The organism is [Flexibacter] sp. ATCC 35208, from assembly GCF_001975825.1.
Classification (GTDB): Bacteria; Bacteroidota; Bacteroidia; order Chitinophagales; family Chitinophagaceae; genus Chitinophaga.
This window is the reverse complement of the sequence record NZ_MTKN01000016.1, coordinates 55930-79312: the sequence shown is the minus strand read 5'-3', so window position 1 is coordinate 79312 and position 23383 is coordinate 55930. Positions and strand designations below refer to the sequence as shown.

17 protein-coding genes are annotated in these 23383 nt (G+C 44.1%); 9 read left to right on the top strand and 8 right to left on the bottom strand.

The features are described from left to right. Positions 1 to 8 precede the first annotated feature (8 nt). The 4 genes from BW716_RS12335 to BW716_RS12320 form a co-directional block, all read right to left on the bottom strand. On the bottom strand, positions 9 to 2666 hold the full coding sequence (locus BW716_RS12335; RefSeq protein ID WP_083722861.1) for a hypothetical protein: 2658 nt from the start codon (positions 2664 to 2666) through the stop codon (positions 9 to 11). 3 nt (positions 2667 to 2669) lie between these two features. Beyond that, a complete protein-coding gene (locus tag BW716_RS12330; protein WP_083722860.1) occupies positions 2670 to 3194 on the bottom strand; it encodes a DUF4402 domain-containing protein in 525 nt (174 codons plus the stop codon). A gap of 27 nt (positions 3195 to 3221) precedes the next feature. Then, a complete protein-coding gene (locus BW716_RS12325) occupies positions 3222 to 4043 on the bottom strand; it encodes a molecular chaperone (RefSeq protein ID WP_083722859.1) in 822 nt (273 codons plus the stop codon). A 261-nt stretch (positions 4044 to 4304) separates the two neighbouring features. After that, positions 4305 to 4814, bottom strand: a complete 510-nt coding sequence (locus tag BW716_RS12320) for a DUF4402 domain-containing protein (RefSeq protein ID WP_083722858.1) — start codon at positions 4812 to 4814, stop codon at positions 4305 to 4307. Positions 4815 to 5340: 526 nt separating this feature from the next. Between BW716_RS12320 and BW716_RS12315 the strand changes: the two genes are divergently transcribed. The 5 genes from BW716_RS12315 to BW716_RS12295 all read left to right on the top strand — a co-directional run bounded on the left by BW716_RS12315 (position 5341) and on the right by BW716_RS12295 (position 12486). Next, positions 5341 to 6255 carry an S-adenosyl-l-methionine hydroxide adenosyltransferase family protein gene (locus BW716_RS12315; protein WP_083722903.1) on the top strand — a complete coding sequence of 305 codons (915 nt, stop codon included), beginning with the start codon at positions 5341 to 5343 and terminating at the stop codon, positions 6253 to 6255. 116 nt (positions 6256 to 6371) lie between these two features. After that, complete coding sequence (locus BW716_RS38655) at positions 6372 to 8576, top strand: helix-turn-helix domain-containing protein (protein WP_083722857.1); 2205 nt, start codon at positions 6372 to 6374, stop codon at positions 8574 to 8576. 116 nt (positions 8577 to 8692) lie between these two features. Further along, positions 8693 to 9721, top strand: a complete 1029-nt coding sequence (locus tag BW716_RS12305; RefSeq protein ID WP_083722856.1) for an LLM class flavin-dependent oxidoreductase — start codon at positions 8693 to 8695, stop codon at positions 9719 to 9721. Positions 9722 to 9827: 106 nt separating this feature from the next. Next, positions 9828 to 11804 (top strand): PAS domain S-box protein, encoded by a 1977-nt coding sequence (locus tag BW716_RS12300; protein WP_083722855.1) that lies wholly within the window; start codon positions 9828 to 9830, stop codon positions 11802 to 11804. An 88-nt stretch (positions 11805 to 11892) separates the two neighbouring features. Further along, positions 11893 to 12486, top strand: a complete 594-nt coding sequence (locus tag BW716_RS12295; protein WP_083722854.1) for a hypothetical protein — start codon at positions 11893 to 11895, stop codon at positions 12484 to 12486. Positions 12487 to 12540: 54 nt separating this feature from the next. On the opposite strand, the gene BW716_RS12290 is transcribed toward BW716_RS12295, so the two are convergent. From BW716_RS12290 to BW716_RS12275, 4 genes are all read right to left on the bottom strand, one after another. Further along, entirely contained in the window at positions 12541 to 13098 is a 558-nt protein-coding gene (locus tag BW716_RS12290) for a TetR/AcrR family transcriptional regulator (RefSeq protein ID WP_083722853.1), read from the bottom strand. 12 nt (positions 13099 to 13110) lie between these two features. Continuing rightward, complete coding sequence (locus tag BW716_RS12285) at positions 13111 to 17466, bottom strand: efflux RND transporter permease subunit (protein ID WP_083722852.1); 4356 nt, start codon at positions 17464 to 17466, stop codon at positions 13111 to 13113. Positions 17467 to 17484: 18 nt separating this feature from the next. Then, positions 17485 to 18516 carry an efflux RND transporter periplasmic adaptor subunit gene (locus tag BW716_RS12280; RefSeq protein ID WP_083722851.1) on the bottom strand — a complete coding sequence of 344 codons (1032 nt, stop codon included), beginning with the start codon at positions 18514 to 18516 and terminating at the stop codon, positions 17485 to 17487. A 204-nt stretch (positions 18517 to 18720) separates the two neighbouring features. After that, positions 18721 to 19632: a helix-turn-helix domain-containing protein gene (locus BW716_RS12275; RefSeq protein WP_083722850.1), complete on the bottom strand. Its 912-nt coding sequence runs from the start codon at positions 19630 to 19632 to the stop codon at positions 18721 to 18723. A 177-nt stretch (positions 19633 to 19809) separates the two neighbouring features. Between BW716_RS12275 and BW716_RS12270 the strand changes: the two genes are divergently transcribed. From BW716_RS12270 to rhaT, 4 genes are all read left to right on the top strand, one after another. Continuing rightward, complete coding sequence (locus BW716_RS12270; RefSeq protein WP_083722849.1) at positions 19810 to 21318, top strand: glycoside hydrolase; 1509 nt, start codon at positions 19810 to 19812, stop codon at positions 21316 to 21318. Between the two features lie 143 nt (positions 21319 to 21461). After that, entirely contained in the window at positions 21462 to 21929 is a 468-nt protein-coding gene (locus BW716_RS12265; protein WP_083722848.1) for a hypothetical protein, read from the top strand. A 1-nt stretch (position 21930) separates the two neighbouring features. Further along, positions 21931 to 22122 carry a hypothetical protein gene (locus tag BW716_RS12260; protein WP_083722847.1) on the top strand — a complete coding sequence of 64 codons (192 nt, stop codon included), beginning with the start codon at positions 21931 to 21933 and terminating at the stop codon, positions 22120 to 22122. 204 nt (positions 22123 to 22326) lie between these two features. Then, positions 22327 to 23382: an L-rhamnose/proton symporter RhaT gene (gene rhaT / locus BW716_RS12255; protein WP_083722846.1), complete on the top strand. Its 1056-nt coding sequence runs from the start codon at positions 22327 to 22329 to the stop codon at positions 23380 to 23382. Position 23383 lies beyond the last annotated feature (1 nt).

Below are 23383 nucleotides of genomic sequence, written 5' to 3'. Positions count from 1 at the left end.
CTTTGCTATTAATGCTCTTTGTGATCACGGATCTTAGAGGTGGTAAACTCAAGTCCATCTATTACATCTCCATCCCTGTTGTTTGTTATCTGGAAAGGAATCGTCAGTGGAGTGACTTTCATTCTCAGGTTATGTACCTGCTGTTTATCCAGTTCAGCGATATATTTGCCATGTGTTAATCCTATGAAATTGAAATATCCATCTGACTCTGTCTGAATACATGCTGCCTGTGAGCCATCCTCTCTCAGGATACAAACTTTCATACGCGCCAGGCCTTTCTTCTCATCGTTACTGCCTATCTGGTATACATAACCGGCTACTTCTCCTATAATGGAAACAGGTACCTCAATCAATCTCAATTGGTTAGGTTCTATCATTACACTGATCACGGGTTTCTTTATCTGCCAGGCTATATTTTCAAAACTGTTACGTTCCAGCTGGATGAAATAGTTTTCATAGGCTTCCATTTCTGTGATACGTACCGTGGTATCACGCAGATCATGGAAAACCCTGCCTCCATTGGAATTTATTCTAAGGCCGCATACTCTTGGTTCACCAGCGTCTCTTTTTCCATTGCCGTTCAGATCGAGGAAGGGGAGGAGCACCACGCCTCCGGTACCTACACGGCTACGGCTGGAAGCACTGGTATAGCCGGTTTCACCGTTATGCATCAGGCTTCCCCTGGCAGATTGTACCAATGATGTTACGCCGCTGCTGCGCAGTGCGGAGAAGCCGATCTGTGAAAATGAAAAGTCATATCGTAGACCGATCGTGATATTACTGAAGTTATTTCTGAAGTTTTTTTCAAAAGAGGCATTGACATATCCATTGCGGAAAAAATATTTTCCTACTTCGCATCTTGCCGTCATCACTCTGTGTGCATTATATTCATATTGCACCTGTGGGGTAACAATTAATTGTCCGGGCAGGCGGAAGGCTAGTGCAAGGTTACTGTACACGAATGCTTTTTCTTTTGGCAGAAAAACAGCATAGGTGGTGAAGTTGGTGCCTACCTTGTACAGCGAGCCGGATAACAGCCAGTCTACCGTAGTATAATTGCTTTGAGGTAAAATGATCTGGTCGAGTGTAATCCTGGTGAACAATGAAAATGTGCGATTCAAAAAAGGTTTGGATATGACCACTTTCCGCTCTTCCCGGTAGTTATAGATAATTGCTTTCTGATTTTTCGCATAGCGTGTGTAATCAAGGTCCAGCTGAAGGTTGGATGGCAGCCGGTAACTCAATATCCCTCTTGTTCTCACACCATGTGTATACTCACCAGAAAATAACATAGTAGGCGTTATCCGCAGGGATGTATTTGCAAATGGCATTATTTTCTTTCCGTTTGAAACTGAGGAGAGGTATTCAATACCACCACCTAAGGTTATTCGGCGTGTAAGACCATAGTTCATTTGTACACGCGAGAACCGGCTGTGTAAACTATCCTGAACAATGCCTCCGCTGGCTGTATATTCAAATTCATGTAAGGGAAGAAAATTAAAAGGTATACTGATATTTTCTTCGCTGGTACGTTCTTCTCCCCAGGGGCCATAAAAACGGAGTTTCAGGATAGAGTTCCCATATACCAGGGGTACCTGGAAAGTAAAAAATCCGGATGCATCGGCGGTGATGTAATCTACAAGGGCGTCGTTTACATATAGTTCAACTGTCCAGCCGGGGCCGGTGAAATTACTTAAGGTAAAGGATCCGAATGAACGGCGGAAGGAGGTAGAAGTATTTGTAAATTGAAATCCTACTACCGGATCAAAGATAGAAGAGGTAGACTGTGTAAAAATCTTTCCTGCAATGATCTGCCGTAATGCACGGTGATCATTGTTTACATAACGCCAGCGGTAATATTGCTGCCGCTCGTCAAATGGTCTTACTGCATTACTATCATGGCTGTAGCGTTGTTGCTGACGGGCATAATCATTATAATTAAGAGATACGGTCGCTTCTCCGCCGGCTAGGGTTGCACCCATGGACAGATTCAGCCAGGTATTTTTCACACCTGGTAGTTGTTGCGTGGCCACCACCGACCAGTCGGCAACACCAAACTGAAACAGGGGATAACGGCGTTGGATAACCGTATCTGCTTTCACCTTGCCTCTCAGACGGTTAATATTCCGGCGCATCAGTTCCTGTTTCATTTCACGGATGGCGGGTAATTCCACTTTTGTATTCAGTGATATGGAGAGATTACGGAAATTGAATTTACAGTCCAACCCAAACACTTTACTGAAGTAATTAACTTCCAGATAAAGGCTGGTTTCTGTCAGTACAAAATCATTCTTATGGAGGTTAAATACTTTACCCTGGTAATGAATCCGTTTATTGACTTTATCTATCAGGAAAGGGGCATTTTCATTAATAAAATATCCGTAAACGCTATCCATGCCAGGGGATATATTATTCCTGATCTTTAAAAAATTGAATACGTCTGTAATGGAGAGGTATACGGAATCATTATTGATAACACTGGAAACTTCCTGTCCTCCAAGGCCCGGAACTACCAGGAATACGGATGTTTCATAAAATGGAGGATCATCTTCTTCTCCGATCGCATGAGCCGTGGGAAGAGCTGTGAGTAACAATAACAGAACACACAATGTCATACGCAGGGTGTCGCGAATGATTTTGGTGTTGCTGTTATTGGTTAATATCATTTTTTATTGCTGTATAAATGTGACCGAAAAGGTACCGCTATACGACCCTGTCGGATTTGCGAGTGGAACACCTACTATGAGTGTGCCACCTATCCTTACCTGTGTTCGTGCAGGGGAGGTAGCGGTGGCAACGAATGGAGAACCTGTACTGGATGTGCCTATATGCATGGATAATGTTCCCCCGTTGCTGCCTGTGAGCGTTGCATCCGAACCGTTCATGATCGTAATGAGGGTACCGGGATTAGCATCTACTTCAAATATGGCAGGAGAAAATGGAAAGCCCAGATTAGCCTGTATGATGCTGCCTGTTACAACTCTTGAGCCATCAGGATAAATAGTAACAGTGCCGCCTGTCGGTCCCTGAAAGAAAGCTCCAAAAATGAGTCCCTGTGCAGGATTAACGTAAATGGAAATAGGCCGTGGAGGCGCCTCCTGTGCATGTACTGATAGTTGTGCAAAAAACAGACATGTTAATACACCTACCAGCGTATTCATTATGTTACTTCCGGATGGAATTTTACGAATCATCGTTTGAGGTGTATGGTCTATTCTGCTTTATTTTAATTCGAGTTCGGTTTGCGCAAGTTCCGATGCTGGTGTGTTATCTGTCTTAGTGTTGTATATTACCTGTAATCTGCCTTTATGAAAATTAATCTCTGCTTTATTATCAAGCTTCATATGAAAATGGCGTTTTGTATTTGGAGTATAAATGGCCAGCCCGTTTACAGCACCTGCTTTTGTTATTTTTCCCTGCGGAGAAATATAATTGACCGTAATGTCCCCGTATACTGAAAAGTTACCAGTACGGGTAAATGACATATTCAATTGATAAGGGATACTGTCATCCATTGCTAGGTCTGAGATAGTCACTTTTGTAGTAGAGGCGCCTATCCTTATAATGACAGGAATAGTAATACCAAAAACAGGGATTAGTTTTACTGATATTCCTGCGGAATCCATTGCTGGTATCTGCTCACCTAAAGGGTTTTCATGAGGTACAGCCCGGAAATAAATATGAGAGCGGTATTCACCTGCTGTTAACTGATTGGTTTTGATCGTTTGTATTTTTACTAATTGAGCTTCACCAGGCGCCAGTATAACAGTACGTGGAAAATAGCGCAGATTACTACTGGCGAAATGTTGTCCCGAATCAGGTTCATTGATCTTGTCAAATGTCCCATCTTCATTCATCCTAATTTCCATGAAAGAGATAAGATATTTTGCACTGTCCTTCCCTGTATTAGCCAGGTTCAGTTCCTGCATTTTCTTTTGTCCTTCAAAGACCACTCTCACGGGTGTAATTAACAGGTTTCCCTGTGCTATTGTTTTTATTGGTAAGACCCAGGCAATAATAATTATAAGTAGAATGGATTTCATAAATAAATTAATTGGAAATCAATGTCGTTTAGTTAAGCTCCGTTAGGAGCAACGTGTTTGTAGCATATAATAATATTCTCTTTAATTGACCCCTGCTGAGTCTGTGTTTTGTTATTTTATGCACGTTTTCTTCAAACACCGGGCTCCTAACGGCGCTTATTATGTATTGTTACGAGCATTATATATGCTTAACTAAACGATATTGAATTAAAGTACTGAGTACGGTATCTGTACCGTAACCGGTATAGGTATATGATATGGTTAGTTATAATTTACAGTTACATCAAAAGGGGTATCTGAAACATACACACCTGATGGTTGTGCAGCACCAACATTCAGCGTGGCGCCAACATTCAGTGTTTGTTCTCCTGCAGTTAATTGACCACCGGCTCCTGATGGTGTACTGGTAAACAGTGTTACTGTCATAGTATTAGCGCCGCTGCTGATAGTATGAGCTGAAGAAGGTAATGTAACCGTGTAAGTGTAAGCTCCGGTACCACTTACAGTAAAGGAGGCTGCAGATACTGTTCCGGTAGTGGTTGGAAGGGTAACTCCATTTGTTCTGGTACGTCCGCCAGCAGGTGATAATACCACGGTACCACCCGTAGTGGATTGAACGGCAACATTGCCAAAGTTCATATCAACATCTTTCGTAATGCTGATAGGTGTAACAATGGTGGCGGTAGCTGTGGCAGAGGCAGTTTCCTGGGCATGCACACCGGTAGCTATACCAGCCACCATAAAAGTGGTAAGGATAAGTTTGTTTTTCATGTTGTTTTGATTTTTCTATATGTTGAGAAATAATAACTCATGGGGAAGTACATGATTATTCATCACCTGGTTGAGGGGCCTCATTAGATTTATTACTGTGGATTATTTATGAATATAGGCTTGATTAACATTCTCATGTAGGTAAAAGAATGCATTCGCGGAACATTGGTTATTGCATAATCAGACAATGCATATTACAAATATTTTCCAATATATAAAAAAACTTTGTTGATAGTCAATGCTTAAGCACGCTCCAATAGTAGCCGTAATTCGAATAAACATTAAATGGAATTTTGATTATTTATTTTATAATGTCTCCTTTGGCAAAATGTAATTCGGTTCGTTGATCAAATTTCCCTAAATTTTAATGTCTTTAATTTTTATTATCTATATGCCCATTTGACTTTGCTAGCTGATTCAAACAAATTCCTCAGCTTACAGTTGTTTTTCGAACTAGACAAATAATTACATTTGTATAATGTACTTCAGCCTGGTATCTTATCAGTCATTAATTCAGCAAGCTTCCATGAACAAACTTCTCATTTTCGCACTTTCCTATTGCAGCTTCTCTGTTCTTGCCCACCACTCTGCCTTTGCCCAGAACAAGGTCATCGTTTTTCAAACTGACTTTGGTCTTAAAGATGGGGCCGTTGCTGAAATGAAGGGTGTCGCTATCGGGGTATCTCCGGCGCTTCAGTTATTTGACCTTACGCATGAGATCCCTGCTTACAACATATGGGAGGCAGCCTACCGTTTACAGCAAACGGCTCCTTACTGGCCTGCAGGTACTGTATTCGTCTCTGTGGTAGACCCCGGTGTGGGTTCTGCCCGAAAATCGGTGGTATTAAAAACAAAGAGCGGCCATTTCTTTGTCACTCCTGATAATGGTACCCTTACCCTCGTAGCAAAACAACTGGGTATTGCCGCTATTCGAGAAATTGATGAATCCCGTAATCGCCGTCAGCACTCTGGCGAATCTTACACTTTCCATGGCAGGGATGTATACGCCTACACCGCTGCCCGCCTGGCTTCCGGCACGATCACCTTTGAACAGGTAGGGTCTCAACTACCAGATAGCGTGGTACGTATCCCTTTCCAGGAGCCTGTTTACAGGAATCATGTCATTAGCGGTAATATTCCTGTACTGGATATTCAGTATGGAAACATCTGGACCAATATTGACGGTGCTACTTTTAATCAATTGAAATTACATACAGGCGATACCCTGCATGTGAAAATTTTCCATGGTGATGCATTAGTATACACCGGAGATATGCCTTACGTTACTACATTTTCCGCAGTTCCGGATGGCTCGCCACTGGCTTATCTCAATAGCCTTCTAAATGTATCGTTTGCATTGAACATGGAAAGCTTTTCTTTAAGATACCACATTTATAGTGGACCCGATTGGAAAGTAGAAATTAGTTCAAAAAATGGATAAGCATAAAAATTGCTAAAAAGGAATGAACAGAATGAATAAACTTTTTATCGCACTTTTTTGCTTAATTTCACGGTCATTCAAAACATTAAAAAATCAGCTCATCGTAGCACCAGCTTATGCCACAACCGGATCATACCAATGACCTGTTTCACCTGGCGGCAAATTATATAAACGAAACAAACCGTCATATCTTTCTGACCGGAAAAGCCGGAACGGGTAAAACAACTTTTCTCAAATACATCAGAGAAAACACATCTAAAAATACTGTCGTTGTTGCGCCTACCGGCGTAGCAGCTATCAATGCGGGAGGTGTGACCATGCACTCCTTTTTTCAACTGCCCTTTGGCCCATATGTCCCTTCAGGTGCACACCTGTTCGGCGTAGATAATGGCGTAACGGATACGCATGCTCTTTTCAGGAATATCCGTTTCAATTATGAAAAAAAGGAACTGATCAAGGAAATGGAACTCCTCATCATTGATGAGGTCAGCATGGTGCGCTCCGATACACTGGACGCCATTGACGCTATTCTACGTCACTTTCGTAACCAGCCACTGGTACCATTCGGCGGTGTGCAGGTACTATATATAGGGGATCTGTTTCAGTTGCCACCCGTGATGCCGGACGATCAATGGCAGTTACTGAAAGGACACTATGAAAGCGTGTTCTTCTTTCATGCACGTGTCTTGCAACAGGCACCGCCAATATATATCGAACTGAAGAAGATCTACAGGCAGAATGAACGTACTTTCATTGATATACTCAATGGCGTGCGTAACTGTACGCTTGACTGGGAAGGGATTACAACCCTGAATGAACGCTATGATCCGCAGTTTACCGGAGAAGGTGATCAGTACATCGTACTCACTACACACAACCGCCGTGCAGATGAAATCAATGCCGCACGACTAGCAAATATGCCAGGGGAGATCTATCGCTTCACTGGTGAAATAAAAGGAGATTTCAGTGATAAGGCGCTACCTACAGATATGCTTTTGCAAATCAAACCCGGTGCACAGGTGATGTTTATCAAAAATGACCTGGCAGAGCCACGTCGTTATTTCAATGGTAAACTAGCTACTGTAGAACGTGTGATCGATGATAATAAAATTGTAGTCGTACTGGCCGGCAGTAATGAAACACTGGTGCTGGAAAAGGAGACCTGGCGTAATATCCGGTACTCAATGAATAAAACAGAAGGTACTGTTGAGGAAGAAGAAGTTGGCAGTTTTACGCAATACCCTATCCGGTTAGCGTGGGCCATTACCATTCATAAAAGTCAGGGTCTGACCTTCGAAAAAGCAATTATTGATGCCGGCAATGCATTTGCCCCCGGGCAGGTTTATGTGGCGCTCAGCCGTTGTACTTCACTGGAAGGCCTTGTACTCAATACCCGGATTCATCCCGGCGCAATCCGTACGGATGAAAAGGTACTGGATTATTCTAACAGGGAAACTGAAGTAGGCCGCCTCTTTGCCAACCTGGAAAAGGAGAAACTGGTGTTTTGGGCGGCACAGCTAATAAAGCTATTCAGTGCGGGAAAGATTGCATCTGAACTACAATTACACGCTATCTGGCTAAGAGATAAGAAGATGAATGGAATGGAGAGTGCCCTCACCCTGAGCCGTAACCTGCAACTAAAAGCGACGCAGCTACAGGATGTAGGGAACCGCTTCCGGACGCAGTTAGAACCTTTGCTGGATCAATTGCTGACTGATGGGGATACTACATTGCTAAGGGAAAGAGTGACCAAGGCCGTGGCTTATTTTACGCAGGATATGTATGAAGGACTTATTCAGCCTATCCGACGGGAATTGGAACTGGTAAAGGATATTCCAAAGATTAAGAAATATACAGCCCAGCTGATGATGCTGGAAGAGTTCCTGTGGAACCGGTTGTTTAGATTCGTAAATGCCAGTTATGGTGATTTGCGTTTTAGCGAAGGACTACCGGATTATGCAGCGATGCGTACGCCTGCAAAGGAAAAGGAAAAAGAAAAGGCAAAAAAACGGGAAACAGGTGGTAGTCGCAGAGATTCCGTAGAGATGTTCCAGGCAGGGCAGTCATTAGCTGATATTGCAACAGCCAGAAATCTGGCCGTGAGTACTATTGAAAGCCACCTGGCTGATGCTATCGGGCAGGGAGAGCTGGAACTGAAACAGGTACTTAGTGAGGAAAAGATTCAACTGATCCTGCCTTTGGTAAAGGAAATGGGCGTGACGGCATCTGCACCTGTTAAAGCGAGATTGGGAGATAATGTAAGCTGGGGCGAAGTTAGAGCTGTGCAACAGTATTGGAAGAAGGTAACTGAGAAAGAATAAATAACAGGCATTAACGTTCTTAGGGCTTGCTATATGCACCAAGCCCTATGAACGTTAATTTTTTAAACACACAATCATTATTATTCCTTAATTTTGGAACGATAATTCTAAAATATATGTCAGACAGGAAAATAAGACTCAGTGTACTAGATCAATCTCCTATCCGCAGAGGATCCAACGCAGTTGAAGCCCTCCAGGAATCCATACAATTAGCCAAACTGGCGGACCGCCTCGGCTTTACCCGCTACTGGCTTTCCGAACATCACAACACCCGCGCACTCGCCGGTGCCGCGCCTGAAATACTCATCGCCCGCCTGGCAGCTGCTACCAAATACATCCGCCTTGGCTCCGGTGGCGTTATGCTACCCAACCACAGCACCCTGAAAGTTGCGGAAAACTTCCGTCTGCTGGAAGCCCTCTATCCCAACCGTATTGACCTCGGTATAGGCCGTGCTCCCGGTGGCGACCGCCTCACCGCACATGTACTCAATCCTTCCAACAGCTTCGAACCCAGAGAGTTCGTACAGCAAATTCACGATCTTGAAGGCTACCTCACCGATAGCGATGCCCTTGGCACCGTTCACGAAAAGGTAAAAGCCATCCCCCATATCGACACCTTCCCCGGTTTGTGGATGTTGACCAGCAGTGGGGAAAGTGGACTCCTCGCTGCAAGGCAGGGTTGGGCTTTATCCTTTGCTCACTTTATCTACCCGGTAGGTGGTCCGCAGGCAGTGAGGACTTACCGCGACCGTTTCCAGCCTTCTACCTTCCTTGCTCAACCGGAAGCCAACGTGGGTATCTTCGTTTTCTGCGCTGATACTCAGGAGAAAGCAGATGAACTACAAGCTATGATGGACTACCGTCTTCTCAGTCTTGAAAAGGGCAAATTTGACGTTTATCCCACCTGGGAAGAGGTGAGAGATTATGAATATACCGATATGGAATGGCAACGCGTGATGGCCAACAGAGCCCGTATGATTTCAGGTACACCTTCAAATGTGAAAATGAAATTGACGAAGTTGGCCGATGATTATCAGGTAGATGAGATTGTCATTGCCACTATGGCCGACAAAGCTGAGGACCGTTTCCGTTCATATGAGCTGCTAGCAGAACAATTCCAACTCGAAACCAGGAATACTGATTAAAAAAAAATAATACATAATACGCGTATTATCCGGTATACTTGTTGTAGTATGTCGGGTGGCTCCTATATCAGATGCCAGGTAGAATTTAAACGTACTGCTCACACGCATGGAAAAGCAATTAGAAACTGGCAACTTCAGGGAGAATAATAATGAAGAATGGATGCGCTTTGCACTCCTGTCAGCCGGATTGGGTACCTGGAACATGGACCCTTTGAAAAAGGAAGTAAAATGGGACGATCGCTGCAGGGAACTGTTTGGGTTTCCGGAAGAGCATGTGATTGAATACCAGGACGTCCTGAAATACATTCATCCTGATGATAAAAACAGGGTTGATCAGGCAGTCACCAATGCTTTACAACCCGAAAGCGGCGGAGACTATTTCGCCCGGTTTCGTACCATCGGTGCGCAGGATAAAAAGGTTCGCTGGCTTGATTGTAAGGGAAAATCCTATTTCCATCCCGATGGCACTGCCTACCGCTTTGCAGGCACCGCACAGGATATTACGAAAGAAATCGAAGACTGGGAAAGGGAAGAGCTGATGATAGCCCTTGTCGAAAACAGCCCTGACTACATGGCCGCTGCCGATAACCAGGGACGCTTTTTCTATATGAATACCGCTGGCAAAAGGTTGGTTGGTATTTCTGATGAATTGGATATTACTACACTTGTCAATAAAGACCTTTTTCACCCTGCTGATTTCCAGTTCATGGGTGAAGAAGTATATACTCACCTCCTCGCAGGTAGAAAATGGTCCGGCAATATTCATGTCCAGCATATGGTGACGAAAGAGCGCATACCTTGTTATGCCGACTTTATCGCCATCCAGGATGCAGGGTCTGACAAGATCATTGGCCGCGGGGCCACTCTCCGCGATCTGCGACCTGCCCTGAAGGCAAAACAGGAGCAACAGAAGTTACTGGCCCTGTTAGAAAACAGCCGCGATTTTGTGAGCCTCTCCGATGAAGAAGGCATCGTTTCTTATGTAAACCCTGCCGGACTTCAACTCGTTGGATTAGATAGCCTGGAAGATGCGAAAAGGTTCAATACCGACTTTCTCTTCCCGGAAGTGATGGAGGCCATTATGCAGGAAATCAATACAGCTGTACTTGAAAAAGGACACTGGTCCGGCGAATTGAACTACCGTCATTTTAAAACCGGAGAAGCGATTCCGGTATCTGTGACTACTATGCGTGTGCTGGACACTGTAACCGGGGTCTCACAAGGTAAAGCTACTATTTCCCGCGATCTTCGACAGGAAAAGGTGATTCGCCAGCAACAGATTGAAAATAAGGTAGAACTTGAGCGCATGGTAGAAATGCGCACCAGCGAGCTAAAAAAGGCCAATATCGACCTGAATATTGTGAACCAGAACCTGGAGCAGTTTGCTTATGTGGCAAGCCATGATCTGCAGGAGCCGCTGCGTAAGATCAATATGTTCTCTGCACTCCTGCAGGATAAATACCAGGACCAGCTGAACGAAACCGGTATGCGCAATCTCGGTATCATCCGGAATGCCGCTACCCGCATGACTACACTGATCCAGGACCTGCTGGCCTTTTCACGGGTATCCCGCCAGGATCACCTGTTCGAAGCCGTAGATCTACATAAAACCATCCAGCAGGTAGTCGCTGACCTCGATATACTTATTCAGCAAAAGGATGCCATGATTGAGATGGATGCCCTATGCACCGTACAGGGTATTCCATTGCACATGACACAGCTTTTTCATAACCTCCTGAGCAATGCACTGAAATTTACCCAGCTGGATAAACAACCGGTTATAAAGATCCGCAGCCGCCATTTATCCGACCTGGAAGTAGCGGAACATCCGCAGCTGCAGAATGGAATGCCATACTGCGAGATCCGGGTAACTGATAACGGTATTGGTTTTGCACCTACCTATGCGAAAAAGATCTTTGTAATTTTCCAGCGTCTGCACGGAAGAGGCGAATATGAAGGCAGCGGTATCGGACTGGCCCTATGTCAGAAAATCGTGATCGCGCATCATGGAATGATCTATGCGGAGTCAGAAGAGGGGAAGGGAGCTACATTTATTGTGATCTTACCAGTTTTTACCAGTTGATAGCCAGCGAATTCGGGCTTTCTGCTCATATATTACATATTTATTATAAAATATTCATATTTTTGTAATAAATAATAGATCCTTTCCTATGAAGAAACTTTTGCTGCCGGTTTTAATGATCGCGATTGCAATCTCAGCCTGTACTAAAGAAGGGGCTACAGAGGGTGGTACAGACAATAATACCGATACTACCGTAACAACAACCCCGGTTACCGGAGCTGACAGCGTTGTCACCTTCCAGGATGTTAACATTGGTTGGAGCCCCAATAGCAGTACTTACGGACGTGTATTCTCATCCTACACAGGAACTGTTTATTTAGACAATGCGATTCCTGATACGATGGGTAAATATATTGACCTTGCGTTCAATTATCTCGGAACAATTCAGATGAATTTCCTGAGTCCTGATGATGCTTCTTTTGATCTGGATATTACAGGTGCAAAGACGTCGCTGGTGCGCAATTATGTACCTGCTGATACCTTTGCAGTATCTGCTTTTGATACTCTGACACATGCGGTGACTTTAAAGAAGCTGTATGTGACAAATGATGAAAATACTTTTGGCGCGACTGATCTGCCACTACTGGTGTTCTTTAAGAATGGAAACGGGAAAAAAGGGATTGTGAAGGTAAAGAGCCTGGCTTCAGATCATATTATCGCTGATGTGAAGGTACAATACTAACAGACGTATATACGAAAAAGCGCTTTTGCCGAAAGGCAAAAGCACTTTTTTATTTTATGTAAAATGTAACCCTTTACTATTGACTATACCGTGGATGAATATGCGGTGCATTTCATGTAATAGTGAATTGTCGTGATAAACAGCCTGTACCTGATAGTAATATAACCTTGTCAGCAAGAATTTATCTATGTCGGGTTTATAGATGTTTTCTGATAACCCTCTTTCTATATTACGCACCACAAAAGGGAAGATTTCTGAGTCACGAAAATATGACAACCTCAACCATTGTTCCGTATAATCATTCTGTAATTCAGCGATAACCGTGGGAGTAAGCATAGCAAGCGTATCTTCTATAAAGGTGAAATAAGTTTGCAATTCAATCACTGCATTAAAGGAAAATGAAGGGATCATGCGCAAATGCTTTCCGCTCTTACTTATCCATTCGGCAAGGATGTCGCGTATCAGCGCTTCTTTGCTTTCAAAATAAGTATAGAATTCTCGTTTTTTTATCTGACAATGACTACTGATAGTATCTATGGTAGTCGCCTGTAATCCATGCGTAGCTAATACCCTGGAAGCAATTGTCATGATCCGTATCATTTCCTTTTTCATTAGATATGTGTATTATAAACTACCTATTGCTTTTTTATAACTGGCTTCATTGATTTTGTATTCCACCTTTGCATCAATGAGACTGCTGTATGCCTGTTGCCAGATGACCTGTGCTTCCTGCACATCTTTGCCAGTGATGGTACCAGCTGCAAAGCGGTCAGTGGCGAGTTTCAGGTTCTCATCTGCCTGTTGCAAGGAGAGTAAAGAGAGATTTACCTTGCGGGAAGATTGATTCAGTGCAAGGTATGCCTGTTGTATTTCCAGATCTACCAGTTCTTTCGTGTCAATGAGTTGTTGCTCCTGTGCAGCAAGTTTCAGGGTTTGTTCTTTGACTTTACCGGACTTTTTACCCCAGTCAAAAATGGGCACGCTGATGCTGGCTATTCCAAAATAGGAGCCCATGAAATCACTGCCATCTTTGAGATTGATGCCTTTGCCGGCGGTGGCAAGACCACTGAAACCAACACCTATAGTGGGGAGTGACTCTGCCTTCAGGAGTTGCTTTTGCAGTTGACCTGCTTCGATCGCCTGATTTAATAAGAGGATCTCCGGTCTTTTATCACTTCCATTACTTTGTAAAGATTGTGTCTGAAAATCGCCTGAGATACTGTCTGCAATGATAAAGCTTGTGTTGCCTGCCATACCGGTGAGTTGTGCAAGACGTAATTTAGCGAGTACCAGGCCGTCTTCTGCTTTGGTAATGTTGAGTTCCGCTTCATTCAGGTTGACATCCACTCTTAACAGGTCATTCTTGTAAATGAGACCTGCATCATAAGAGTTTTGCAAATCCTGGTGGAGTACTTTCAGCATGTCTCTGAAGCGGTTGGCGAGTATGATCTTTTCCTGCACCTGTATCACCTGCCAGTAGGCAGTTTCTACATTGAGTAATACCTGCGAGCTGGTGAGCACACGTTGTGTTTCTTTGATCTCTACGCCTTTGTTGGCAGCAGCTTTGCCTGTCCTGATCTTACCACCCGCATAGATGGCTTCTGAAGCGGTCACCATGGCACTACCGAAATAATCCGGGATCAAACCATTGAATGCACCTCCGATTGGTTTGCCCAGGTAAACGCCTGTGACAGAGCCGTCTATAGTAGGATATGCATTTGCAGCAACTGATTTTGCGGCTGCTTTGGCGGCATCTATTTCGTATTGTGCCGCTTTCATTTGCCTGTTTTGTTCCAGTGCCATTTTGCGGGCATCTGTCAGCGAAAGTGTGACTGATTGCGCATGCAAAAAGAACGGACTACAAATCAAGACTATTATCATTAAGGCCGTTTTGGCTGGTTTGTATTGAATATCAGGTGTGCCTGTCGTCTCGTGCGGATGACGTACGAATAAATAATATAAGACCGGTATGACGAATAATGTCAGTACCATAGATACGATCAATCCTGAAGCCAATACACTCCCTAATGGCGCCCATAGCGGTGACTTACCTACAATCATTGGAACGACACCGATCGCTGCTGCTGCTGAGGTCAGGAATATCGGGCGCATACGGCGTTTTGCGGCGGCGAGTGCAGCGGCCTTAATGCTATAGTGATGATCTCGTACTAATTCATCTGCATAATCTACGAGGATGATACCATTTCTTACAACGATTCCAATCAGACTGATAATACCCATGAAGGCAGTCATACCCATTGGATTACCGGTAATGTATAGTCCTAAAAAAGCGCCTAATAAACTCAATGGGAAAGTAGCAAGAATGATTAGTGTCTTGCCAAAAGTTTTAAACTGAAAGAGCAGTGTAAGCAATATCAATAATAGACTTGTGCCTAATGCTAAACCCATGCCTGGTGCATTCTCTGCGGATGATTCTGCATCACCACCATATTCGATATGCACGCCATCCGGGAGTGATAATTTTGCAATAGCTGGTTGTACTTTCTTTAAAATATCAGACGCCCTTATCCCACGTTGTGCTTCGGAGAGTACTGTGAGTGTACGTAATCCGTTCCTATGTGCAATGACACCGGTGTGCCAGGAAGGCCCGATGTCAGCTACCTGTTTTAGCAGAACTTTATTGATATGCAGATTACCCAGGTCACTGAAATTCGTTCTGTTGGCAGTATCTAACCGAAGATAAACCTGTATGGGTTTATCGCCTTCCCATAATTGTGTCACAGCAAAGCCTTTCAGACCTGCTCCCATGGTTTGGGTAATGGCCTGATTGGGTATACCAAGACGGGCAGCATCATCCTCTTTTACCTTCAGACTGATGCCAAGATAATCATCTTCATAATCGGAGCGTACCCAGTTCGTGCCTTCAGCCTGTTGTAAGATATCTTTTACCTGTTCTGCTACTTTTTTCTGATCATTCAGATCCTCACCTACAATACGTACCGCAATAGGAGAACCTTCCTGCATGCTTAACTGACGCAGACGTACATAACCATCCGGAAGATATTTATCGAAGATGGGCAGGTATTTTGCCACCAATTCATTTGTCGCTTCACTGCTCACTGTATTGATGAAGACCTGTGCAAAATTGCGTCTTGGCATCTCTGGTGCATAGGTCACATTGAAACGGGGAGAGCTGGTGCCAATAAAGCTGGCGGTATTCACTACGCGACTATCTTTCTTCAGTTCTGCTTCGACTGCCTTCACCACCTTTTCTGTTTCTTCCAGAGAGGTGCCATTGGGCATCCAGATCTCTGCATTGAATTGTTTGCTTTCACTCAGCGGGAAGAATTCCTGGCTGACTTTACTTGCTAATACCAGTGCCAACACCAGCGCCAGTACAGCAATAGATACAGTGATCTTAGGGAAGCGGAAGGCGATTTCAATTCCTTTATTGAAAGTCTCCTGCAATCTGTCTAAAAGACTACGTTTATTACTCCTGTTGCTCATCTTATGCTTTAATCCCTGTTTGATAAAAACATAACAGGTATACGGCGTCACAAGCAAAGCCACTGCCATAGAGGTAATGAGTGCGACAGCTACTGTTACCGGCAGTGCAGCGATAAAGTCTTTTGCGATGCCAAACATAAAAATCGCCAGTGGTGCAAATGCAAACACGATAGCCAGTGTAGCCGTAAAGATAGGCAAAGACAACTGCTTTGCTGCCTGCCAGGCCGCCGTCCATGGAGTAATATCTTCGTCGAGTTTTTCAATGTAATTGTCTACTACCACAATGGCATTATCCACCACCATACCCAATACAATGATCAGTGCAGCCAGTGTAACCTGGTGCAATTCAATACCCATAATATTGATGATACCAAATGTGATCAGGATGGAAATAGGCGCTGCAACCGAAGCTACAGCTGCTACACGGAATGGCAGAAGTAGCATTACAACGAGTATTACAGAACCGATGGCCAATCCAAATTCACGCATGAAGTGTTTGATACTTTCATCCACTACTTCAGGTTGATTGACGATGGTGTTGATCTGGATGTCATCAGGTAATTTGGATTTGACAGCGGCCAGCTTTTTTTCTACGGTATGTCCAAACTGCACGATATTATTACCGGGCTGCATTTCGATGGCCAGCATCAATACACGGTCATTACCTACACGAATGTATGAAGAGGGTTCTTCGTACCTGCGGGTGATGGTCGCTACATCTTTCAGTCTTACGACAGTGCCTGTAGGTGTGGTATAGATGATCTGTTCAGCAATATCTTTCTCTGTTTTGTACTGGCTATTTGTAAATACCGGAATTGTATTGGAATTGACAGTTACTTCTCCAGAATAACCGGTCACGTTCTCCATTTGCAGTGTGCGTACAATAGTGGACAGATCAAAGCCGTATTGTTGCAACTGTTCATCATTCACAGTGACATAGATCTGTTGTTGCTGTCCACCGGAACGATTGATCTTGGATACTTCGGGAATAACTTTCAGACCATCTTCTATTTTATCCATGTACTTCTCCAGTTCTGCATAGGTGCGGATAGGAGAGGAGACGGTAATAATCTGTGCCGTTACATCGCCGAAGTTGCTGTTGACTACAGGGCCAATTACACCTGAAGGAATATTTGATCTGAGTGTTGTATTAAGGCCGTGTTGTAAAGTGCTCCAGAACTTCTTACGGTCTTTTACTTCGGTATGCAGGTTGACGGTGATGAATACCTGTCCGTCTTTCGTTTGTGAAGTTGTTTTCTTCTTATCTATTTCTTCGTAGGAAAAAAGAAATTGTTCGATTTTATTCGTTACCTGTTTCTCCATTTGCACTTCGTCGGCACCCGGATAGAAGGCATACACCATGGCGACAGGCATATCGATCTTTGGATTTTCCGAACGGGGCATATTCAGGAGGGCATAGAGTCCCAGCAGGAGCAGCATACCCATGGCTACCAACGTCACCTGCTTATATTTCATGGCAGCTTCAATAAAGCTGATTCTTTGTCTTTTCATTTAGCCTTGTTTAAATGATTATTCAACCGTCACGGTGCTTCCATCTTTGAGGTGTGATTGTCCGTTTGTGATCAGCTGATCGCCTTCCTGTAAACCGTTGGTGATGATCACTTCATTGCTGCCGGTGAGCAGCCCTGCGATGATCCTTTTGCGGATGGCCTTGTGTTGTTCATTGGCGATGTATACATAAGTGAGGTCATCTGCATCTCTGACAATGGCGGTAGCAGGAATGGAAATGGTGTTGACGGTTTTGCCTGTATTGATAAATACAGCAGTGAGCATGCCGGGTAACAGCCGGTTGTTGCTATTGGCCAGTTTTATTTTGATGGTATATGTCCGGGAAACAGCATCGGCTTGTGGATTAATGATGGTGATCCTGCCGGGAATGGTGTCTTCAAGGGTTGGAATGTATACTTTGGCATCCATCCCATTGCGGATAGCGCCTACTTCTGTTTCGGGTACAGTGATCTTTGCGGTGACAATATCAGTTTTGATAATTGTGAATGCAGGAATACCGGGAGCGGCGGTACTACCTTTTTCTATCTTACGGGCAGTGATAATGCCGGAAATGGGTGCGTATAATTTACTATCGGCAATGTGTTTGGCGTTGATACTTTTGTTGGCTTGTGCCTGTGCGAGTTTAGATTTTATTTCGATATAATCTTTGGCGGGCAGACTTCCTTTCTGATAAAGGTCATTGAGACGTCGGTACATGTCTTCAGCCTGGTCCAGGGAGGCATTTGCAATAGCCAGTGCATTGTTGTATTCAGTGGCATCGATACTGGCCAGCAGTTGTCCCTGTTGCACATGGTCGCCTTCCTGCACACTGATGTTATTAATGGTACCAGCTACCGCAAAACCGATGTCGGCGGTGTTGTCAGCTTCGATGGTGCCGGAATAACTTAACTGCTGAGGAAGCGGATCCTTTTGAATGCGGATGGTTTTTACTTTAACCGGATCGGACTGTGGTTGCTTATCGGCTTTGGTGCCACAGCCAGCCATCAGGGTAACCATTAGAAATAATGATGCCTGCCTTACAATCAATGTCATAAAATTGGTAATTGAAAATTGAACAGATGATTTCACATGGCAAAGGTGGATGTATTAAAGCGGAGAAAAAGGTTAGAATATCGGTAAAAATGGTCTGAATGTCGGTTCAGTATTTATAGTAGAAATAAATAACAAGGCCGGAATATGATTATTCCGGCCATTCCTTAAACCTACAACTGTTACACTGTGTTGTAACACTAATCTTTAGTATTTTCGTTGGATCTGTCTGTACTCTTTAGGAGAGTGGCCGACGAATCGTTTGAAGTATTTTCCGAAGAAGGACTGATCACTAAAGTTCAGTTCTTCTGCTATTTGAAGGATACTGAGTGTCGTGTCGCTAAGCATGCGTTTGGCTTCGAGTATCACAAAGTGATCAATAATTTCTCCTGCTGTTTTTCCGCTGATTTCTTTAACGGTTTCAGTCAGGTATTTAGGGGTTACATGCAGCAGTTCTGCAAATGCCTGTACATTGCGTTGTTGTCTGAAATGCTGTTGAACATGCGAGGTAAATGCCATGACAAGATTTTCTTTGCGGGAAAAGTCGGCGTGGTTGATCCTTGCATACTTCTGTCCCATACCGCCCAGTTCGTACAGTAGGCTGGCGAAGGCATGATAGAAGAGTTCCTTACCGTAGGTATGAGTATTGTATTCTTCAGTACGATGCAGGAGCAAATTGAAGGTGTTGGCAATAGTGTTAGCATCTTTATCTTCCAGTTGCCAGTGAGGACAATATTTCGTACTAAAGTAGTTCATAAGATCGAGTAGCTTATCTGCGAAGATCTTGCCCATGAAATCGATGGTGGCGGAGAGACCGCAGAGTATGGCATTGTCATCCATTGCAATCACCTGCTTCAGTGCGTGTGGTGTGGCGAGCAGGAGGCTGTTAGGCTCCATAATATGTTCTTCGAGGTTGATGGAGATAGTGAGTGTACCTTTAACAACGAGAATGATGCCCAGGAAGTCAGACCGGAAATTGTTCCGCAATGCAGGGATGTCCATGAACCGGAGATTGCAGTTGACCGCAAAACCGGGTACGGTTGACTTCAAGTCAATTTCTGCATCCTGCACGAGTTCTGAATGTTTGTAAACATTCGCTCCCTGTTTTTTACCTGCCATGCTTCATAATTGTGGTCTTTGAATCCGGATGTAAAGTTCTGATTATAAATTTAAACCAAAAGGTTCAATAGTCGGCAAAACTGGTCTAAAAGTCGGTTTGATTCCGGTTAATTTTCATTGTCTGATTGACAATTAAAAATAATATGCCTACCTTGTTTTGAATCCATGTTTAAATAAATGAAACGGTCTCGCTTTACAATCATGCTGCTCATGACGGCTGCCTTTGCCCATGCCCAGCAGCGCATTACAATTGATGTCAACAAAAAGGCGCAGGTAATAGATAATATAGGTTCTTCCGGTGCCTGGTTTTCGGAGGGGATAGGTAAATACTGGCCGCCGGAGGTACGGGAGCAGATGGCCCGTTGGCTTTTTAGTAAGGGACTTAATAAGGATGGTTCGCCGGAGGGGATCGGGCTTTCCAGCTGGCGGTTTAATATTGGTGGTGGTACGGCGGAGCAGGGGGACAGTAGTGGAATAAAGGATTTCAGGAAGCGTGCGGAGTGTTTTTTGAAACCGGATGGCACCTATGACTGGTCTAAGCAGTCAGGATATCTTTGGTTTACGAAAAAGGCGAAGGATTATGGCGTAGAAACATTAATTGCATTCTCGAATACGCCACCGGTATGGATGAACCAGAATGGGTTGGGGTATAAGACAGAGAAGGATCATCGGTCTAATCTGAAGCTAGATCAGTATGATGCGTATGCTGCATTTTTAACGAATGTGTGGCAGCATTTTGATAAGGAAGGATTGCATTTTGATTATATCAGTCCAGTGAATGAACCACAGTGGGATTGGAGTCATCCTTATGGGGATGCGGATCAGGAAGGTACTGCGTGGACGAATAGTGAGGTGGTAAGAATTGCGGGGGCGTTGGATACTGCACTCAATAAGGTGAGGGCCAAAACGAAGATATTACTTTCCGAAGCCGGACATCTGGAATATCTGTATGCGCAGCAAGGGACGGCTTCGCATCAGATACAGGCATTGAAAGCCGGTGGTGTTTACAAGCTTTCTCATGTACCGGCTATTATTGGTGGGCATAGTTATTTTACAGATAAGGGAGATAGCAGCAGGAGAGCGATTCGTAAGCATGTGGCAGATACGGCATCCAAATATGGTCTGCAGTACTGGCAAACGGAGTATTCCATGTTGGCGGATGGATACAAAGATGGGCATGATGGGCCGCGTACAGCCATGGATTGTGCGTTGTTCCTTGCGAAAGTGATGCATGATGATTTTGTATATGGAAATGCTGCGGCATGGCAGTTTTGGAATAGCTGGGAGCCGGGAAAGTCTGATATGGATACGAGGTATTATCTGGTGGCATTGCATCCGAAGGATAAAACGTATAAAGATGGTACGGTGACGGCGGTAAAGAATTTGTGGGCGCTGGGACAGTATAGCAGATTCGTAAGGCCGGGAATGCAGAGAGTGATGGCGGAGAGCAGGGATGAGGATGTGTTGGTGAGTGCATTTGTAAGTAAGAAGCAGGTGGTGTTGGTGTGTGTGAACTATGGGGAGAAGGCTGTTGTAGTGAATATGGAGGTGAAGGGAAGAAAGGTAAAGAAGGTGAGGTATTATGAAACCAGTAAGGAAGAGGATATGAAATTGCATGAAGTTCGTTCAGGGAATGAACAGATTGAACTGAAGGAGAGGAGTGTGGTGACGGTGGTGATGGAGTAGAAAGAGTAGTAGATATTTGGAGGCTCGTAAAACCTTGTTTTACGAGCCTTGTTTTTGAGTAAAAGTGTGAGTAGTGGAGGGTTTGGAAGGAATGAACAAGGAATGAACAGGAAAGTAATTGGGGGAAGATATAGATTTGGAGGATGAACTTAGAGAAGTATTTATTCGAAGCCAACGAAGACCGGACAACGTTCACATTTGAAAGCCTGGGGCCAAATGGGACGATTAGCAAGACGATCAAATACTTTGAAATAGGACGGCTACCTGATGGAACTCCTATTCTGAATTTAGGATTTGGTGATGCTGATGATAGTCCGAATGAATTTAATGATAGCATTACTTCCAATAATGGAGATAGAAGTAAGGTTTTAGCAACGGTAGCAAATACTATTTTCAATATTTTCAGCCATTGGGGTAATGCAGTAATTCTTGTTATAGGAGGAACACCCGCCAGAAATAGATTATATCAAATGGGCATAAATGCAAACAAAGCGGAAATTGACTCTCATTTTGATATACTAGGCAGAACTCCCATGGGCTGGGAGTATTTCAAAAAAGGGGTAAATTATACGGCATTTATGGCCAAAAAGAAAAACTATAAAATTGAATAACATGACTAAGCAAGTACCACTTACCTGGGAGGAATATTGTAGTAAATTCCCCAAACCGGGCATTTTAATAATGACCCCGGAACAAGAAGCAGCTATTAACAATAGCCCTTATTTTAAAGAGAAAAATGAAAGGGCCATACGTATTCTGAAGGAACATCCACTCCCCTGGGGTGAAATCATTTGGAAAGATTAATCTCCCTTCAAGAACCAACCAATACCCCCCATTAGCACATTTAAACCAATGCGCTAATGGGGTTTTTATTCTCGTCCTTCCTCCCCAATAGGAATGTATAGGACAGTTGCCCCAACCCCATTCCCTACATTTGAAAAATCAGATAGTGTAGCCACTATTCAAATTCCACAGTTAAACTAGATAAAAACCACAATTCCACTATTTATGCAAGCTATTCTTGGTGTATTTTTTCATTTCATCGGAGGCTTTGCCTCGGGCAGTTTTTACATCCCATTTAAAAAAGTTAAAAACTGGGCCTGGGAAAGTTACTGGATAGTAGGCGGATTCTTTTCCTGGCTGATCGTGCCCTTCCTCGCAGCATGGATCACCATCCCCGACTTCCTTAGCATCATCCGCGCGACTGACGGCACTACACTATTCTGGACCTATCTGATGGGCGTATTATGGGGCATCGGCGGTCTCACCTTCGGTCTCACCATGCGCTACCTGGGAATGTCTCTTGGTATGTCTGTAGCCCTCGGCTACACTTCTGCTTTCGGCGCATTGATCCCGCCTATTTACAGGGATCTCTTCACCAGCGACACCGCCCATACTTTTTCTTCCATGATTCATCACATCAGCGGACAACTCGTCCTTGCCGGTGTGGCCGTTTGTTTACTCGGTATTGCCATCTGCGGGAAAGCCGGGATGATGAAAGAAAATGAACTGTCAGATGATCAGAAGAAAGAGAGCATATCTGAGTTCAATCTGAAAAAAGGATTGATCGTAGGTACAGTATCAGGTATCCTCAGCGCCTGTTTCAACTTCGGTATCGAAGCAGGAAAACCAATGGCTGCCATTGCGATCCAGCAGGGGTGCAACCCGCTCTTTCAGAATAATGTCATCTTCGTGGTGCTGCTCTGGGGCGGTTTAACTACCAACCTGTTCTGGTGTTTGCTGCTGAATGCACGTAATAAAACCTTCAGCGATTATACCAATAAGAAAACGCCACTGGCAGGCAATTATTTCTTTGCTGCTATTGCCGGTACGACCTGGTTCTTCCAGTTCTTTTTCTATGGAATGGGTGAGAGCAAACTGGGAAATGGCGCCAGTTCATGGATATTGCATATGGCATTTATCATTATGATTTCCAGCCTGTGGGGAATTACATTGAAAGAATGGAAAGGCGTGAGTTCGGCGACGTTTAAAACTATACTGGCAGGTGTATTGACGATTATGATTTCAGTGTTGCTGGTGGGTTATGGTAATTCGCTAGGATAAA